Source organism: Proteus terrae, assembly GCF_003144325.1.
Lineage (GTDB): Bacteria > Pseudomonadota > Gammaproteobacteria > Enterobacterales > Enterobacteriaceae > Proteus > Proteus terrae.
In genome coordinates, this window is sequence record NZ_PENS01000012.1 from 135317 (window position 1) to 154277 (window position 18961).

Annotated in this window: 17 protein-coding genes and 1 pseudogene; 7 read left to right on the plus strand and 11 right to left on the minus strand. The window is 35.9% G+C overall.

The genetic code is table 11. The annotated features are described in order from the left end of the window. Nucleotide 1: 1 nt before the first annotated feature. The 4 genes from DK857_RS13450 to yddG form a co-directional block, all read right to left on the minus strand. Nucleotides 2-589: a TetR/AcrR family transcriptional regulator gene (locus tag DK857_RS13450; protein WP_036934524.1), complete on the minus strand. Its 588-nt coding sequence runs from the start codon at nucleotides 587-589 to the stop codon at nucleotides 2-4. 371 nt (nucleotides 590-960) lie between these two features. After that, nucleotides 961-1563, minus strand: coding sequence for a hypothetical protein (locus DK857_RS13455; RefSeq protein WP_109402444.1), 603 nt, complete (start codon nucleotides 1561-1563; stop codon nucleotides 961-963). 126 nt (nucleotides 1564-1689) lie between these two features. Continuing rightward, nucleotides 1690-2964 (minus strand): bifunctional O-acetylhomoserine aminocarboxypropyltransferase/cysteine synthase, encoded by a 1275-nt coding sequence (locus DK857_RS13460; RefSeq protein WP_075674388.1) that lies wholly within the window; start codon nucleotides 2962-2964, stop codon nucleotides 1690-1692. Between the two features lie 263 nt (nucleotides 2965-3227). Continuing rightward, nucleotides 3228-4142, minus strand: coding sequence for an aromatic amino acid DMT transporter YddG (gene yddG / locus DK857_RS13465; protein WP_109402445.1), 915 nt, complete (start codon nucleotides 4140-4142; stop codon nucleotides 3228-3230). A gap of 877 nt (nucleotides 4143-5019) precedes the next feature. On the opposite strand from yddG, the gene DK857_RS13470 reads away from it, so the two are divergent. The 7 genes and pseudogenes from DK857_RS13470 (at nucleotide 5020) to DK857_RS13495 (ending at nucleotide 10843) form a co-directional block, all read left to right on the plus strand. After that, nucleotides 5020-5580, plus strand: coding sequence for a fimbrial protein (locus tag DK857_RS13470; RefSeq protein ID WP_075673048.1), 561 nt, complete (start codon nucleotides 5020-5022; stop codon nucleotides 5578-5580). A gap of 96 nt (nucleotides 5581-5676) precedes the next feature. Next, nucleotides 5677-6357, plus strand: a complete 681-nt coding sequence (locus tag DK857_RS13475) for a fimbrial biogenesis chaperone (protein WP_109402446.1) — start codon at nucleotides 5677-5679, stop codon at nucleotides 6355-6357. Between the two features lie 90 nt (nucleotides 6358-6447). Beyond that, a pseudogene (locus DK857_RS13480) lies at nucleotides 6448-7998 on the plus strand (fimbria/pilus outer membrane usher protein); the annotation flags it as partial. A 107-nt stretch (nucleotides 7999-8105) separates the two neighbouring features. Continuing rightward, complete coding sequence (locus DK857_RS19500) at nucleotides 8106-8915, plus strand: fimbria/pilus outer membrane usher protein (protein ID WP_264371821.1); 810 nt, start codon at nucleotides 8106-8108, stop codon at nucleotides 8913-8915. Next, the gene (locus DK857_RS13485) at nucleotides 8915-9433 is read left to right on the plus strand and encodes a fimbrial protein (RefSeq protein ID WP_075673051.1); all 519 of its coding nucleotides are present in this window, start codon (nucleotides 8915-8917) and stop codon (nucleotides 9431-9433) included. The genes DK857_RS19500 and DK857_RS13485 overlap by 1 nt, the downstream gene beginning before the upstream one ends. Beyond that, nucleotides 9433-10506, plus strand: a complete 1074-nt coding sequence (locus tag DK857_RS13490; protein WP_109402447.1) for a fimbrial protein — start codon at nucleotides 9433-9435, stop codon at nucleotides 10504-10506. Before DK857_RS13485 ends, DK857_RS13490 begins: the two co-directional genes overlap by 1 nt. A 25-nt stretch (nucleotides 10507-10531) precedes the next feature. Further along, nucleotides 10532-10843 carry a helix-turn-helix domain-containing protein gene (locus DK857_RS13495; RefSeq protein WP_098941767.1) on the plus strand — a complete coding sequence of 104 codons (312 nt, stop codon included), beginning with the start codon at nucleotides 10532-10534 and terminating at the stop codon, nucleotides 10841-10843. Nucleotides 10844-10970: 127 nt separating this feature from the next. On the opposite strand, the gene potD is transcribed toward DK857_RS13495, so the two are convergent. The 7 genes from potD to DK857_RS13535 form a co-directional block, all read right to left on the minus strand. Then, a complete protein-coding gene (gene potD, locus DK857_RS13500) occupies nucleotides 10971-12014 on the minus strand; it encodes a spermidine/putrescine ABC transporter substrate-binding protein PotD (protein ID WP_075673054.1) in 1044 nt (347 codons plus the stop codon). A gap of 112 nt (nucleotides 12015-12126) precedes the next feature. After that, the gene (potC, locus tag DK857_RS13505) at nucleotides 12127-12906 is read right to left on the minus strand and encodes a spermidine/putrescine ABC transporter permease PotC (RefSeq protein ID WP_075673055.1); all 780 of its coding nucleotides are present in this window, start codon (nucleotides 12904-12906) and stop codon (nucleotides 12127-12129) included. Beyond that, entirely contained in the window at nucleotides 12903-13763 is an 861-nt protein-coding gene (potB, locus tag DK857_RS13510) for a spermidine/putrescine ABC transporter permease PotB (protein ID WP_023583058.1), read from the minus strand. The genes potC and potB overlap by 4 nt, the downstream gene beginning before the upstream one ends. Beyond that, nucleotides 13747-14862 carry a spermidine/putrescine ABC transporter ATP-binding protein PotA gene (gene potA, locus DK857_RS13515; RefSeq protein ID WP_075673056.1) on the minus strand — a complete coding sequence of 372 codons (1116 nt, stop codon included), beginning with the start codon at nucleotides 14860-14862 and terminating at the stop codon, nucleotides 13747-13749. Before potA ends, potB begins: the two co-directional genes overlap by 17 nt. Nucleotides 14863-15406: 544 nt before the next feature. Further along, nucleotides 15407-16693 (minus strand): S8 family peptidase, encoded by a 1287-nt coding sequence (locus DK857_RS13520; RefSeq protein WP_109402448.1) that lies wholly within the window; start codon nucleotides 16691-16693, stop codon nucleotides 15407-15409. Nucleotides 16694-16853: 160 nt separating this feature from the next. Then, nucleotides 16854-17441, minus strand: a complete 588-nt coding sequence (gene cbrC / locus DK857_RS13525) for a PF03691 family colicin E2 tolerance protein CbrC (protein WP_109394808.1) — start codon at nucleotides 17439-17441, stop codon at nucleotides 16854-16856. 299 nt (nucleotides 17442-17740) lie between these two features. Continuing rightward, nucleotides 17741-18961, minus strand: a 1221-nt coding sequence (locus DK857_RS13535; protein WP_455749989.1) for a phage tail fiber protein, incomplete at its 5' end; no start/stop codon positions are given.

Sequence of the window (18961 nt, forward strand, 5' to 3'; positions counted from 1 at the left end):
ATTACTGATTTGCTGTGTTTGCCATATAGTCAAATGTCATCTCAGATAATCTTTCAACTAATGCGTTACGCTCTTCTTGTGAAATCGTAGGGCCTTCTGTTAATTCAGATAACCAAAGACCATCTGCGGCATAACGAATTAATGTACCTAAATAGCTATTATCTAATTTATCGCCTTTAGCTAAATGATCTAACATCCAATCTCGCCAGCATTTACGCATAATAGGCTCGTTTGGCATTGCTAAAGACAGTATGGCTAATTGGCGACTTTCGTCTGACTGTTTTAAATCAGAAATATAAGTTAAATATGCGCGAGAAAAACGCCCCGCTTCAATAGGATCATTTTCCATAATAACTGCAATGCGACTATCCATAATACCTAATAGCCGTTTAAATACTGCCTGCACTAATTCTAATTTTCCGGGGAAATGATGAAGTAGACCACCTTTACTTACACCCGCTTCTTTTGCTACAGCATTTAAAGAGAGAGAAGCTATTCCTTCATTAGCCACAATAATACTTGCCGCTTCCAATAATTGCTCTTGAACTCGGATAGGGTCTTTTTTTCGGTGATGCGCAGTTGTATTCATGCACAGGATGATACCGACCAGTCGGTATGTTCCTTATTGATCGAAATCAATCTGATTTCGACTGAGGCTTATTATATGTAAATAATGCAGTTGACTTCACATTCCTTTATTTCCCAATCAAATTTAATTTAAAAAATTAAACTTATTTTACAAGATTGATCTAAATAATTAATTTAAAAATTAAAGGGATCTAAAATTTGATTTTTATCAAAAAACAAATATGTTTATAATCTTAATTAAAAAACCAATTTAGCAAAAATAAAGAAATCAATATTTAATTAATTTCTTTATTTTTAATTACGCTTATTTTTTCATCTGAATCATTATATCTTTATACTGCTGTTTTTTATTAAAAATAGAATCACCACCAGTTAAATGGTATTAAATTTGGTTTTATCTTTAGGTGAAGAACTCAATAATTCCATATTTTTATTTCCTGTCGGAAGAGTATTACGAATATTTCCATCAGAAAGAGGAGCCTCGTAAGGATCAGAATAAATTTCCTCACTAGGTATATTTACGCAATCAATAACAATACTATATTCATCTTCAATTGCTGGTGATTTATTTTCATTCCTTGACTCAAGGAGTTTTCCTATTAAATCTAAAATATCTTCATTTATTTCATCATATATAGGGTCTTCTTTATTATTCATTTCTTCATATATATTTCCCCCTTCATATATGTCGTTTTCTATATTATCTATTTCTCCATTTACTTGATCTTCTGTCGTATTCATTCCACATTTTTCATTTAAAAAATCCTTTAAATTACCGAGTGAAGTTTTTTTTGGATCATTATAATTAATAAGACTCAGATCTGTTGCAGCTTGTCTAAAAGAAATATTACTATTAAATAAACCCGTTATACCCGAACGAAGACTAGAAAAAAAATCGATAACACTGTTTATTGCTTTTCCTGCTCCTGTTGTCAGTTGATTCACTGTATCTCTAAATATAGAATTAATATTCATTTATATCCTTATATTAATTAAAATAAATTTAAATTGATTGCCGATAATATTGAAATTAAGATCTTAAAATATAAAAAAACCTCCTTTAAATAAAGAAGGTTTTAAATTGATAATTGATAACTGTAATTAAATGCTGGCTTTTAATGCTTGTTCTAAATCTGCAAGAATATCGTCAATATGTTCAATACCAATAGATAAACGGATCAAATCTCGTGAAACACCAGCGCGTTCTAATTCTTCATCATTTAATTGACGATGAGTGGTTGAAGCTGGATGACATGCTAATGATTTTGCATCACCAATATTCACAAGGCGAACAATGAGTTGCAGTGCATCAATAAATTTTGCTCCAGCTTCTGCGCCCCCTTTAATACCAAAAGAGAGAATACCGGCTGGTTTACCTGACATATAACGTACCGCTAAATCATGCTCAGGGTGATTGCTTAAACCTGCATATTTAACCCATGCAACTTGAGGATGGTTTTGCAAATATTCTGCTACTTTCTGTGCATTTTCAGTGTGGCGATCCATACGTAGTGCCAGCGTTTCTAACCCTTGTAGGATCAAAAATGCATTAAAAGGTGATAGAGCCGCACCAGTTCCACGCAAAGGCGCAACACGACATCTTGCTATATAAGCCGCCGCACCAAAGTGCTCGACATAATTTACCCCGTGATAAGAAACATCAGGTGTATTTAAAATCTCAAAACGATCTTTATGCTCAGCCCAAGGGAATTTACCGGAATCAACAACAATGCCTCCGATAGAATTACCATGACCGCCAATATATTTGGTTAAAGAGTGAATAATAATATCCGCACCATGTTCAAAAGGGCGACATAAATAAGGTGTGGCAACCGTATTATCAACAATTAAAGGTACGCCATGACGATGAGCGACATCGGCCAATGCTTGGATATCGACAATATTTCCACTTGGATTTGTGATGGTTTCACAAAATACCGCTTTTGTTTTATCGTCAATTAACGCTTCAAGAGCGGCAATATCATCATGAGGAGCAAAGCGTGCCTCAATACCAATACGAGGAAATGTGTGCGCCATTAAGTTATAAGTACCGCCATAAAGCTTAGCGACAGAAACAATATTATCCCCCACTTGTGCAATAGTTTGAATTGCATAAGTGATAGCAGCCATGCCCGATGCTACGGCAACTGCCGCAATTCCGCCCTCTAATGCTGCAACACGTTTTTCTAATACGTCATTGGTTGGATTCATTATGCGGGTATAAATATTACCGGGCACTTTTAAGTCAAAGAGATCCGCACCATGCTGCGTATCATCAAATGCATAAGATGTTGTTTGATAAATAGGTACAGCAACGGCTTTTGTAGTTGGATCAGGTGAATAACCCGCGTGAACAGAGAGTGTCTCAAGTTTCATAGCAATTCCTTTTTTGTTGCATTTGTTCTTATAGTATTACTTATACTCTAAATAATTCGAGATGTGGCTAGACAGCAAGTGAATAAGTCACTAATCAGTAAAGCTACAAATTGAAATATGATGAGTATAGATAAGCCGATATTCCTCTCACCGCATAGTGAAAAAATTTCAACTTGCACAAATGCTTCTTTTTTAAATAGAGCTTATTAAGCCAATGATCTCTATTTACATCAATATTTAACTTAATAACCCTCTATTTTGCATTATTTTGCCGTTTTAAGTGGTTTTATCGTTTTTTGACGAGTTGCTAACCAGCAAATTAAAGAGCCCCCTGTCACCATCATTACCCCTTGCCAAAATGAGAAAGAGAGTGCGGTAGACAACAATATTGATGAGAATGCAGTAGAAATAACGGGAGTGAAATAAGAAAGTGTGGCTAATAAGGTCACATTGCCCCTGATCATACCGATTGTCCAAGCAGCATTTGCAAGCCCAATAGCGGCACCAGTTATTAACAATAGCGTGATACTTTTTGTATTAACGATCCACTCTACTGGCGCGGAGAATAGGTATTGCCCCCACAAGGCAAGTGACGTTAATAAGAAGAAAGGCACAATACCGTTATTCCCGCCAGACATAAGGCGCGTTAAATTACTATAAAACGCCCATAAAATGGCACCTGAAAATGCCAATATATAGCTTAATGGATTACTTTGAATATTCTTCCATAAACCGTCAATTGTTAGCGGATTATCACCACTAACAACCCAGACTAATCCACTAAATGCACATAATAATCCGACAATCAGTAAAATAGAGAATCGTTGCTTATTAAGTATTACAGCAAGGGCTAACGTAAAACTAGGCCATAAATAGTTAACCATTCCTAGCTCTATGGCTTGTGTTCTGTCTGTTGCAAATCCTAAAGCCAGAGATAAGCACACTTCATAAGTAACAAATAATAGCCCACCCCAGAAGAGATAGCGTTTAGGAAAGCGTGATAACTTAGGTACTCCTAAGATCAAAATAAGAAAGAGTGTGCCTGTGGTATAAATCAGTGCAGCACCTCCTACAGCACCAAAATACTCACTAATATTACGAATTAAGCCAACAATGGTGCTCCAAAGAAGAATAGCAACAATGCCATATAACGTCCCTTTTGATGAGCTAGATATCATTTTGTGCCTTCAGATTTAAGATTTTATCATTAGAACCGATATTAAAATAAAACCAGCATAATTGCTTTAATCACTTTTATGCAAAAATAATAAAGAAAAAATTGAATGGTGAAACATTTTGTTACAATTAATATCAAGCAGAAAACACATTGATCTACTCCCATAGGTAGTGAAAAAAGTATCATCAATTTTATATTTTTAAAATATGTATTTTAATTTCAACTTAAAATGAATAAATAATATTTCTACTTTTTTTATAAAATATAAATTTAAAATTTATATTTGAATAAAGAAACAGACAATATTGTCTTTTTTGAACACAAAAAGTGTTATTTTTTGTATCATTCTATAAATAGTTTCACTATGAAATATATTTTATGAAACATCATCTTATAAGTATATTTACATCATCTTTTTAAGATGCTCTCTATTAGAGTCAAATAACAGAGTAAAAACAAAAAGTAAAAAAATGATAAATATCAACACGATACAAGAAAACATAAAAATCATTAGATAAAGTAATATATTTATCCACTTTTTAACACTAACTATTACCGATAGTTATCACGACATCAATAGATACCACCTATAAAACAAGCTAAAAACGATCGTTTAAAACGATTTCTCTATTTTTTTTAGCACATCTATAATTTTTGAAAATTTGACTTAGGTGTGAATATGACTGTTTTATCGTTTTTACGATAATTGCGGTAATCAGCGCTCTGTTAAATATATATAAATAGTCTTACGTTACACGTCTAAAAATAATTTATCCCCTTTTATTCTCTATCTAAGAATAGGAAATAAATAGAGTTAACTGTTAGCTTAATTTATTAAGTTAACGGTTAGATATATATTTAAAAAATAGGAACAATTAATGAAAAAGTTATTATTATCTGCAATTATTACTTCTGCAATGGCAGTTATTGCAGCACCTGCATTTGCAGAAGATACTGGTACTCCTGCACCAACAGAAGTAACAGTCAATGGCGGTACTGTTAACTTTGAAGGTTCTGTTGTAAATGCAGCCTGTGGTGTTGATAGTAGCTCAGCAAATCAAACTGTTCGTTTAGGTCAATTCCGCGTGGCCGAATTTACCAAAAAAGGTGACGAAACAGGTCGTATTCCTTTTAGTATTAAATTAAATAACTGCGATATTACAGTTTCAACATTAGCGGCAATTACTTTTAATGGCACTGCTTCTGATGGCGATGCAAATGCATTTGCATTACAAGGTAGTGGTGCGGCTACAAATGTAGCATTAAAAATTACTGACTCAAGCAGTAAAAATGTTATTCCAGGGCAACCATCAACGACTCAAAAGTTAATTGAGGGCGAAAACCAATTAAATTATAACGCATCTCTAGTTTCAACTGATGATACTGTTAAGGCAGGTAGCGCAAACGTTACCACAAACTTTATGGTTACTTACTCTTAATTGCTAATCATTTTTGATTGATATCTTATTGCCAAGGACGGCATATTTTTATCAAAAAATAATTGTCCTATATTCATTATCTAATGTATTTCTATTATGAAAAAAATACTTACATTCCTTATTATTTTTCTCTTTCCATTATTATCTTACTCTAATGGTGTTTCATTAGGTGCCACACGTATTATTTATAACTCGAATATTAAACAAACCAATCTTGTTATTACTAACTCAGATAAAGAAAATAGCTTTTTAATTCAATCATGGGTTTCTGATAATCAAGGAATTAAAAATAATGATTTTATAGTCACACCTCCTTTATATATTCTTGATGCCAATAAAGAAAATGCATTAAGAATTATGTATACCGGAGTACCATTACCTGAAGATAGAGAAAGTTTATTTTGGATGAATGTAAAAGTGATCCCTTCATTACAAGATGAACTTGCTAAGGAAAATACACTACAAATCGCAATACAGAGCCGAATAAAGCTTTTCTATCGTCCAGGAAATTTACCTGCATATAATGAAAAATTTGCAAATGAGATTTCTTTTTCTTACCAAAATGGTGAGCTTATTGCGAATAATCCAACACCTTATCATATAACTATGGTGAATTTAGCAGTAGTGGATAATCAACTTCCAGCAAGCATCATGATCAATCCGTTATCTCAATTAATGTTAGGAAAAATAAAGAGTAATGCGAAGCTAATTTCATTCCAAACAATCAATGATTATGGCGCACAGACAGCTGTATTAAAAAAAGAAATTTCTCATTAATGATTACATCGGCTCCAAGCTTTTTGGTCAAAAAACATGATTAATAAAAATACAGTTTATTTTTTCTTTTCTGGTGCTATTACTATATCAATGGCTTTGCCATTTTTAGCACACGGTGCAAACCGATTTAATCCTGCATTTTTGGCTGACTCTCCCGATTCTGTCGCTGATTTAAGCTATTTTGAAGCCGGAAATAGTATCAAACCAGGGGATTATCCTCTTGATATTATTTTTAATCATGAATATCTGAGAACAGAAAACATCCGTTTTATTAGCCAAGATAAAAATGTAATCCCTTGTTTAAATAAATCTTTTTATCAATCATTAGCCATTAATACTAAAATATTTTCTAAAATTGAAAATGCCTTAGATAATCAATGTATTAATATTGAAGACATTATTCCTGACTCTATTGTTAATTATGACATTGAGAAGCAAGCCTTAAAAATTCAAATTCCTCAAGCCGCTTTAGATCTTAAAGCTCGTGGTTATATTCCACCAGAGAAATGGGATAACGGTATTACTGCGGGAATATTAAATTATACCTTTAGTGGAGCCAATAGTTGGGGAAACTCCCATAATAATAGTTACTATCTAAATCTACGTAGTGGGATCAATATTGGTGCTTGGCGATTAAGAGATTATTCCACTTGGAATTCATCAAATGGAAAAAACCAGTGGAACCACATCAATACTTATCTTCAACGCAATATTGTATCGCTAAAAAGCCAATTACAAATTGGCGACAGTTATACGTCATCAACACTTTTTGACAGCATTAATTTCCGAGGAATTTCCTTAGAAAGCGATGACACCATGTTACCTGATAGTCAAAGAGGTTTTGCTCCTATTGTTAGAGGAATAGCAAATAGTAATGCCAAAGTCGTTATAAGACAAAATGGCTACATTATTTACCAAACCTTTGTCGCTCCTGGAGCATTTGAAATTAAGGATCTCTATCCAACATCAAATAGCGGAGATCTCTATGTTTCTGTTGAAGAAAATGACGGCGGAAAACATGATTATGTCGTACCGTATTCTGCGGTACCCATTTTACAGCGGGAAGGTCAAAAACAATTTGTTATTCAAGCAGGTGAAATTCGCCAAAATAACCAAAATAAAAAGCCACGCTTTTTACAAGGTCACCTAATTTATGGATTGCCTTATGACACAACAGTATATAGTGGAGCTTTAGTTACAGCAGATTATCAATCTTATGCACTTGGGGCCGGTAAAAATATGGGCACCTTGGGCGCATTATCAACGGATATCACTTTTGCTCATAGCAGACTACCTGATGATTCGATATCTGAGGGCTACTCTTTACGTTTTCTCTACGCAAAATCACTTAACCAATTTGGCACTAATTTTCAATTATTAGGCTATCGCTACTCTACTGCTGGATTTTACACATTAGAAGAGACGCTCAACACGCGTATGTCTGGTTATCTCTATGAGGATAATCAACAAACACCTTCACGTTATTTTGATCTGCGTAATCATAAAAAAGGCAGTCTCCAGATCAATTTGTCACAACAACTTGCCGATTATGGCTCTGTTTTTATGACAACACACTGGCAAAACTATTGGGGAACAAATGAGAAAAATGTATTAATACAAACGGGTTATAACGGCAATATCAAAGGACTTTCTTACAACATTATTTATAGTTATAACCGCATGATGAATAGTGGAGAACGAGATCAAACTCTCTCTCTCTTGGAATTTCTATTCCGTTACAACTTCTTATGCCTTCCGGTTATCAACCCGTCAATAGTGCCTATCTCACTTATAACTACAGCCATAATAATAACGGCTATTCTGCTCATAATGCAGGTGTTGCAGGCACTTTACTCGACGACAATACATTAAATTACAGTGTCCAACAGGGATATAGCAATCAAGGTGGCAGTTATACAGGAAGTGCATCCCTTGGATATCAAAGCCGATATGGCAATCTCAATGCTGGTTATAACTACCATCAAGATGCTCAACAACTCAATTATAGCCTTGCAGGTGGTATGTTGTTACATAGTGAAGGGATCACATTAAGTCAGCCATTAAGTTCAAATACTATTTTAGTCGATGCTGGCAAAACAGCAGATGTACCTATTGATAATGCAACGGGGATTTATACCGATTGGCGTGGATTCGCGGTCATTCCCTATGCCACAGCTTATCGCCAAAACAAAGTTGCTCTTGATACCACTGCCCTCCCTGACAATGTTGAAATTGAGCAAAATATTCAGCAAGTTATTCCTACTCAAGGTGCAGTTATTAAAGTTAGCTTTGACGCCAAAACAGGATATCGCTTATTACTGACATTAAGACAACAAGGACGACCTCTACCTTTCGGTGCAATTGCCACCGATAAGCTAAATAATCTCTCCGGTATTGTGGGCGATGATGGTTTGCTCTACCTCTCTGGTGTACCACTCTCAGGCCTATTAGATGTTCGTTGGGGCAATGGATCGTCCAAACATTGCCAAGTGCGCTATCAACTACCTCTTGAGCAACTTAATGAGCCCTTTGTAAAAATGACACAGGAGTGCCAATAATGCGCAGATTAATGCTTATTTTGGCTTTATTGATGCTTTCTATAAGTAAAGGCAATACTTATGACACTTTAGTTCAAATTAATGCTCGAGTAACTGGCAACACTTGCACGGTAGAAACCAACTCAAAAACAATTACAGTAAAACTAGGTGATATCGCGACTAAAGATTTCACTTCAACGACAATTGCTCAACAACGTACACCTATTATCCCTTTTAGTATTAAGTTGGTAGATTGCCAACCCGAAGCCAGCGGCGTAAAAGTCAGCTTTAAAGGAACACCTTCTGCATCTGATAATACATTACTTGCAGTTAATAAGGATGGTGCTCAAGGCGTTGCTATTGCACTTATGGATAAGTCAGGCACACCTATTGCCATCAATGAAAAAAGCCAACCTTACCTGTTATTGCCTAATCAAGATAATACCTTGCAATTCTACGCCCGATACATCGCAACACATTTGCCAGTCAGTTCAGGGCAAGCTAATGCGACTACAACCTTTTTACTGGAGTACCAATAATGAAATATTCCCTTTCTTTCTTATCATTACTGGTTTTTTTAGTGTTTACTCCTGAAAAGATGGCATGGGCAGTGGCAGATCCTCTTATTGTATCACCTGTACCGATGAATTTTGATGGTGCAGCAGACGGAACACCCGCTGGTACCCCCATCACGTCAACATGGATTGGAGAGACATCTGTTCATAACGGCTTTAAATGTGAGAATAAATTTCTACAAAAATGCTGGGTTGAAACGCTCTATGCTAATGCACTGGGTTCAAAAATAAGTGGGATCTATTATTACGAAGGGAGTAATCGATATCCGGTTTATTCGCTAGCTGGTGTAAAAGGTATTGGTTACGCCTTTGGTTTAAAAGATAACAATGACAATGTTTCTTATGTCCCTATTGATGTCGGCACTGGCTCTAGTGCAACTATTATTTATCCAGCTGTAGGCTCTACCGTAAATAAAGGTGTAGACCGTGTTTCATTAAAAGCAAAAGTTGTCTTTGTTGTTACTGACGAACACTTAGAAACGGGTGTTTATAATATTCCTTACACCGTAATTGCCAATACTTGGTCTGAATATGGCGGAGGGCATAAAGGAAATAACACATCACTTGTCGCAATAAATCCTGTAACAATCACCATTAAAGCTCGTGGTTGCACCGTAAATACCAAAAATCTTACTTATGAATTAGGTGATATCTCAATGAGAGATATGAGCGCTATCGGCTCAAAATCAAAAACACAAACAAAGCCTATTTCAGTGAATTGCGACACCAATGTACATTTATACGCCAGCATGACTGACCAATCTACTTATTCTAATAATACGGATATTCTTACATTAACATCAGGCTCAGATGCATCAGGTATTGGTATTCAATTTTTCTTTAATGATAACCCGACTCCAGTAACTTATGGGCCAGACATTAGTGCTACGGGGCAACCTAATCAACGTTTACTTCATATAACAACATCTAATAACGAAAACTACACATTAAACCTGTCAACCCGATATATCACGACTGGAACACTAAAACCTGGTAAAGCAAACGGGTTAGCCAGTCTGACTTTTTCTTATCAATAATGATTTGAATTTTTAAGGCTGATAAATGATAGATAACAGCAAAACCATTAATTTTCGTATAGGCCAGCGAATACGCCATTTACGAAAAAAATTAAAATGTTCGGGAACTGTATTTGCTAAAAGATTAGAGATAAGCCAGCAACAGCTTTCTCGTTATGAACGCGGAACAAATAGGATCAGTATCGAGTTAATTTATCGTATTTCTGAAAAATTTGATGTTCATATTAGTTATTTTTTACAAAGTAATCATGTTTCAAGTATTGAACAACGAAGAAAAACTCAAGAAAAAAATAATCGGTTAATTGCCGAAAGTTGTATTAAAAATGACTTTAATTGAATATAGTTTATTTTTCTCATTACAAACTCTTTTTTACTTCACTTTTATTTTTCGCTAAATAAAATGACGTTTCTTCTGTTATAAAAAAGCCACCTTAAAGGTGGCTCAGAACTATACTCAAACGCGATTAGCGCCCAGCTTTTAATTTTTGGTAATAACTTTCATATAACACGGTCGCATCACCAACATCATTTTGCCATTCACCTTTGTTGATAATCTCTTCTGTTGGATAAAGAGAATTATCTTTAGTGATCACATTTGGCAGTAATTTTTGTGCGGCTAGGTTTGGTGTCGGATAACCAATATTCTCCGCAACTTTGGCTGCTATTTCTGGGCGTAATAAGAAGTCGATAAGTTTATGAGCACCTTCGACATTCTTGGCATTGGCAGGAATAGCTAAGCTATCCATCCAGAAAATACCCCCTTCTTTTGGCCACACCATTTCAATCGGTGCGCCAGCATCACGAGCAATAAATGCAGAGCCATTCCAAATCATCCCTAAATTAACTTCCCCTTGCATATAAGGGTTAGCGGGATTATCTGAATTGAAGGCTAATACGTTTGGCATCAGCTTTTGTAGCTCTTTATAGGCTTCTTCAATCTCTTTAGGATCAGTTGTATTGCCTGAATAGCCTAATTTTAATAATGCCATCTGGAAAACTTCACGGGCATCATCAGTTAATAGCAGACTATCTTTATATTCAGGTTTCCATAAATCTGCCCATGAAGTAATGCTACTGACATCAACTTCATCACTATTAATACCAATAGCGGTCGCACCCCAAATATAAGGGATGGAATAATCATTTTCTGGGTCGAATGACTTATGTAATAAGCTAGGATCGAGATTATCAAAATGCGTTAATTTTGATTTATCGATTTTTTGTAGCATTCCTTCATGACTCATTTTAGAAATAAAATAAGTAGAAGGAACCACCAAGTCATAAGCCCCCTCTTTGTAGGTCTTTAACTTGGTATACATGCTTTCGTTGGATTCATAGGTGGAATAAATCACCTTAATCCCAGTTTCTTTCGTAAACTGTTCAAGCAAACCAGGCGGCACATACTCCGTCCAGTTGTAGAAATATAATGTCTTACCATCATCAGCCGATGCTGTGCCGATACTTAATGCCATTACGCTGGCAGCAAGTACTGAGGACCACTTTTTCATTTATGTTTCCTTCAGTGGTTGATGCGTTAATATCAAATAGGCAGCGAGCCTACCTCCAACAGATTGGTCTTCAAGACCCCAAAAAGTGCGAGAAACTCGCACTAATACATGTTTACGCTTTGCCAGTTCTGTCTTTCAAAATCAACTGACTAATTAATACTAATATTAATGATAGACCTAAAAGGATGGTTGCAAGCGCATTCACTTCCGGTGAAACCCCGACTTTTACCATTGAGTAAATTTTCAGTGGTAAAATTTCATAGCTTGGGCCCGTCACAAAAGAGGAAACTACAACGTCGTCCATAGATAACGTAAAGCTTAATAACCAACCTGAAGCTACTGCTGGCATCGCCAGAGGCATAATGATTTTACGTAAAATAGTAAATTCACCTGCCCCTAAGTCTTTCGCCGCTTCCAACATTTTCACATCAAATCCACTTAATCGTGAATACACTGTGACCACAACAAAAGGTAGGCAAAATGTAATATGTGAAAATAGAAGCGACCAAAATCCTAATGAAACACCTAGGATCATAAACAGTACAAGCAACGAAATCGCCATAACAATATCTGGCGACATCATCACAACAAACAGCATACCACCGACAAATTTTTTACCACGAAAACGGTAGCGATAAAGAGCAACTGCCGCTAATGAACCAATTAATGTCGCAAACGTTGCAGAAGTGACCGCCATTGTTAATGAATGTCCAGCTGCTTGAAGCAGACTGTCATTATTAAATAAAATGGTGTACCAATCTGTGGTAAATCCTTTCCAATTAATCCCGAAACGTGATGAGTTAAAAGAGTTAACTATCAGAATGATGATCGGGATATAAAGATACGCGTAAATAATGGACATAAATCCACCACGCAATAACCGTCCTATCATTCTATTTCTACCTTCTTATGCAGTAACTTCACAGCTCGGTAATACACAAACAGCATTAATCCCATCACTAATGTTAAGCAAATACTGGTGGCTGCACCGAAAGGCCAGTCACGAATATTTAAGAATTGGCTCTTAATTACGTTACCAATTAATAAATTTTTCGCGCCACCCATTAGATCAGCAACAAAGAATAAGCCCATAGCAGGTAGCATTACGAGTAAACAACCCGCAATAATCCCCGGCATTGTTAATGGAATAATGATACGAATAAAGGTCTGAAATTTATTAGCACCTAGATCACGCGCCGCTTCTAAACAAGGTTTGTCTAACTTTTCAATGCTGGAATATAACGGTAATACCATAAAAGGTAATAAAATATAAACCAGCCCCAGTACAACCGCTTCTGGGGTATAAATAATTCTGAGTGGTTTATCAATAAGTCCAATCCACAACAGGAATTCGTTAAAATAACCTTTGGTACTTAGGAATATCTTTAATCCATAAATACGAATAAGCGAGTTTGTCCAAAAGGGTACAATCAATAAAAACAACATCAGTGGCTGTATTTTTTTAGGCATTTTTGCAAGGAAATATGCAAAGGGATAACCTAATAATAAACAAGCTAACGTTGCGACCACCGCCATATTAATAGAATGCAGTAATACTTCTGCATACATAGGATCAAATAAGCGATAATAGTTATCGAGTGTAAAGACCATCTCGACAAGATTGGCATCATCACGCGTTAAAAAACTGGTCGCAATGATCATGATATTCGGCAAGAAGACGAACACCATCAACCAACCCACAACACCGGTAATTACGATGTTTTGAAATAGTTTACGTGTTTTCTTCATCTGCCAGCACGACCTCCCAGCTTTCAACCCAAGTTACTGCGATTTTTTGGTCTAACGAGTGATCAACATCTGGATCATCTTCATTAAAGAACTCACTGACCATCACCACCTTGCCATTTTCCATTTCAACAACGGAATCTAGCGTCATGCCTTTATAGTTACGTTCACGAACATAACCAATTAGCCCTGGAAGGTTTTCGAGATCGTGAATTTCTTCAACACGGAGATCTTCAGGTCGAAGCAATACTTTGAGTTGCTGGTTTTGTGTCACAGGTAATGTAGTATAAATATCACATTCATGACCTTCAACATCAGCACGGATACGCGTTTCATCAATACGATGGAGAACGCGAGCATCAAAAATATTAATTTCACCTATAAATTGCGCAACAAACAGATTTGTTGGCTCTTCATAAATTTCACGCGGAGTACCATCTTGCTCAATACGTCCTTCACGCATCACCACGATCCGGTCTGACATCGTCAGCGCCTCTTCTTGGTCATGAGTCACGAAAATAAAGGTGATCCCTAATTTACGTTGTAAGGCTTTTAATTCATTTTGCATCTGTTTACGTAATTTGTAATCCAGTGCAGATAATGATTCATCAAGCAATAAGACCTTTGGTTTATTCACCACAGCACGCGCAATCGCGACACGTTGTTGTTGCCCACCAGAAAGATGTGCAGGGCGACGTTGTGCGAAATCTTCAAGTTGCACCATACGCAAAGCTTCTTCAACGCGGATGTTAATCTCATCAGCAGGTGTTTTCTGCATACGAAGACCAAATGCGACGTTTTCAAAAACAGTCATATGTGGGAAAAGCGCGTAACTTTGAAAAACCGTATTTACAAAACGTTGTTCCGCTGGAATATCCGTAATATCTTGCCCATCAAGGATAATTTGCCCATCGTCAACGTCTTCTAAACCCGCAATTAAACGCAAAACCGTCGTCTTACCACAGCCCGAGGGGCCGAGGATGGTTAAAAACTCGCCATGGTTGATAGTGAGATCGAGGCGGGAAATAATTTGTTTTCCGTCGAAACCTTTACTTAAGGATTTTAATTCGACAACTGGTATCAGAGATGTTTTCTCAGTCATTTAAGGTAATACTCTATCCCGAAGAATAATGCAGATAGAACCGCCACTGGAAAAGACTGTGTGAGCTGCCGGAGCATTATGCTCCACAGAAGCCCAAAACCAGCGACGCCGTATGTATAGTACAAGCGGAAAATGATAAACGCAGTGGCGTGAAATTGAAAGCAAAAAGGCGCATAAACAATGAAAAACTATTCATATTTAAGTTTTTCATCATAAACTATGCTCTTTAGGGTTTATGCTAAAAATACAGTAAAATCAAAATGCTATTAATTTATATAAATCACAAAAATCACTTAAGTTTATGATTAAATAAATTTTCTCTCAGAAGTTATCTAATCGCCTTATTTTCCTATACAAACTTATTATCACGTTTATTTGCAACACAATTTTATGATTATTATTTACACAAAAAGTGGATTAAATTGTGCTTATTTTTAGATCCCAATCTTATTAGGATGATAAAAACTTTATATATCATATAGATGAAATTTAAATAACACCCCCTAATATTTAGGAGGTGCTAAAGGAATTAACACTATTGTACTTAATGACGTTTTATTAGTTTTTTTAAATACAGAATGGCGTTATTCACATTGGGTAAAGGTCCAATTTTGCCATTTAACAGTGGAAAAGTGCCTGTTCTAATTAATAAGTCACGCATTTGTATCGGCGTTAACACACTGTTTGTATGGTCTTTATACCAAGATTGGATCACAGCGGCAGCTCCCGCAACTAAAGCACTGGCTGACGATGTACCACTAAAATTAGCCGTATAAGTATGGTTATCATCACTTCGAAATAGATCACCATAACCCGCAGTTGCAACATCCTCTCCCCATGCTTGTACATGAATAGGTGAACCATGTGTTGAGAAAGGTAATCGATTTAATGTATAAGGTGAACCAGCACCAACACGTATTGAATTATTATCATGACGTTGTCGATAACTTTCATAAGCAGGCAAATCTAGATCTACCCCTCCATTACCTGCAGCCATAATCACTATGATCCCAGCATCGGTTAAGGCACGAGTCGCTTCCCAAATATGCATTTCATAATCCGCAGGTACGTACGCTTGATGCTCACAGATTGTCTGCATTTCATATAAAACAATATCACCAGCATGTAGTATGCGTTTACTCGCAATGATCGCATCAATACGTCCACAAGTTAATTCAGAGATGGCATAAAACATATCTAATTTATAAGCGAGTCCAGTGATCCCTTTGCCATCATTTTTCCCCATAATTAAGCCAGCTACTGCTGTTCCATGATCTGCCTGACTAGTTTTTTCATTAAAAGGTAATAATGATGTAATGTTATCCGTTGATAAATCATGATGAGAAAGATTAAAATCCCATTCAATATCAGCGACTTGTATTCCTTGCCCGCATGCTTCTTGTTTCCATGCTTCACAAATCCCTAGCCCTTTAATTTTATTAATATTCACCGTTTTTTCTGGTGTATTTAGATATTGCTGATATTGAGTAAAATCAGGCGTAATATTAGGAGGTTCAATAGGCTGTATAGGTACTGTTTGTACATATTCAATGTCAGGGTGTTGTCTTAATGCTTTAATAACTTCATCTAAAGTATAATGATTATTCTCCGGTAAATTTAAATAATAATATTTATTTAGGTCATTAAAGTTTATTGAAATAGAATCAATATAACTTTTTGGTGGTAATTGATGAACAGATGATATCACCGGAATTAAAGGTATATTATTTAAAAGGGAATGATGTATTTCATGGGAAGTAGGAAGTGACAATTTTTTATTATCACAATCAAGATTGTTTAATTTTATAAGGATCTTTCTTTTAATATTCATAATCAATGCTCCTCTTTTTATTTTTTTGCTTTATAGCGTAAAATATTGAGCAGTGACTATTTCCATTTTTAATAGAGATAATATAAATAGGTTATTTTTAAAAAAATTAATATTAAATCTATATTATAAATATAGACTTAATATTAATTGAGTGATGTTTTTAACTAAAATCGATATGTAGACGTAGTTTTCCGCAACAGCAACACTTAAATAAATAACCTTGGCAATGGCCTTCATTAGTTAAATTATTAGGTAAATCATCCATATTCATACCTATCTCACCAATATCTTCTGCCAAAGAAACAAATTCATCTAATTTATCAGCAATATTTTCCCATCCAACATAACCAACAAATGCACAAAGATCACCACAATGTGTAAGCCAATGTTCTTGTTGCCATCCTTGATATCCCGGCGTTCTACGGATCAACTCTTCAAGATTTTCTTTAGGTACACCTGACTGATAACCTGAATATTCACCGTTACTATCATAGGTTGATAATATTCCTTCAACAGAAGAGAGATCTTGAAAATCACCTTCAAATTTCTCACTGGCAGAGCCATCTGCAATACACCAAGGACAAAGCGCTTCAATATCATCAACACTAAAAAAAGGCCCTTCGTAATAAATATTGGTTTCCTTTCCACAACAATCACATATAACGGTATCATCTGTGATAAAAGCACCTGTTTTTATCGGTTCAGGATGATATTTGAAATAAGGTAATGCTCTTTTTTCTGTTGGCATTATGTTTTCCTATTTTATAGTTTATTATCACTTATCTTCAGCTTTATAAAATCATCCTAGCATCAGATCCAGCATGTGTAAGCTATCCTCTATGCTATAATGCGCGCTCATTTTATCTCCTTAACAATTTAGAGATAATCACCGCCTAAATAGACGAAAGAATGACAACATGTTAGAAAATATAGAACTTAATAAATCAACAGAAAATCATGATGTTAATAGCAATTCAAAAGAATATAGTTTGAACCGCTTCTCTGTTGCGCCGATGCTAGATGGAACCGACCGAGTTATATAATCAATCAGTTATCAATTTCGGGTGCCTTATTGGTGTCCTGATTTTCTTCCTCTTCTTTTTGTCTACGCTCCTCTTCCACCTTCTGCGCTTCTGCCATCTCTCTCATTCTCACGTTATAGATTGATTGCTCAGGCATCTGTACACGAACAGAGATAAAGCGACCATCAGGGATATCAATTGGGTCGCAATCGTTGAAGTCGTCAATATCATTACGAGCGAATTCAGGCGCATTAGGATGTGTACGATGATACGTTTTAACGAGGATAGAACCGTCCTCCATAACTTCAGAGTTAACCCAAATAAGTGGCTGTTTATTTACATCGAGTGGAATTTCAATACCGCCATCGACACCGCCCCATCCTGCATCAGCGTTAAAACCCAGCACACCCTCGATAAGATATTCGCCCTGAGATACTCGAGTAACAGTAGCGCCTTCTGATTCGTTGTTAGTGGTGAATGTGCCATCGGGATTGATGATAATGATAGGAGAGGCTTTTTTGATGAAACCTTGTGGATCTGTTGTTGTATTTATTGTTGTTATAATTTCTCCATGATCTACATTGCCATTTTGAACCTTACAAAATAATAGCTTTGTTTTATTGGCGGATAATGTACCAAAAATGTGATAACCAGCACTTTCAGAATAAGCTAGTGATATTCCATTTCCCCATTCATTGAAAAAATTCCCAGTTGTTACACCTCCTCCCTGCCTAAAAAAACCAGACTTCATTTTATTAATTAATTCATTATTTTCTGTAACTAAAGGTGAGCTCCCTCCTATTCCATAATCACCAACACCCATCAGCGCCCTGTTTCCTAATTTCGGATCTGGAAATGTATAAATACAGTTAGTAGCACCTTCCCGTTTAACATAAATATCAGGGATACCGCGCCCCAGAGACATCCATACCGCATTACTCTCATTGTTATTTACAACCCCGATGGCGCTACTTAATCGTAATTCCCCCTCAACGCGCTGAATACCGCCTTTCTTAGTATCTAACTTATTGGCAATATCACCCTGCATCTTCTTAATGCTATCGAGAGTAACAACCTCACCGTTCGGCATCTCGATTTTTGTCTGACCCGTTTGAGTCATCCATGTATTCATTGCATCAAGGAAATACTCAACATAACTATTAATAGCGACCATTGTTCTTGCCGCATCACTATTATTATCTGGCTCAGTAATATGAATTGAGAATGTTGTGTTAGTTGCTGTGGC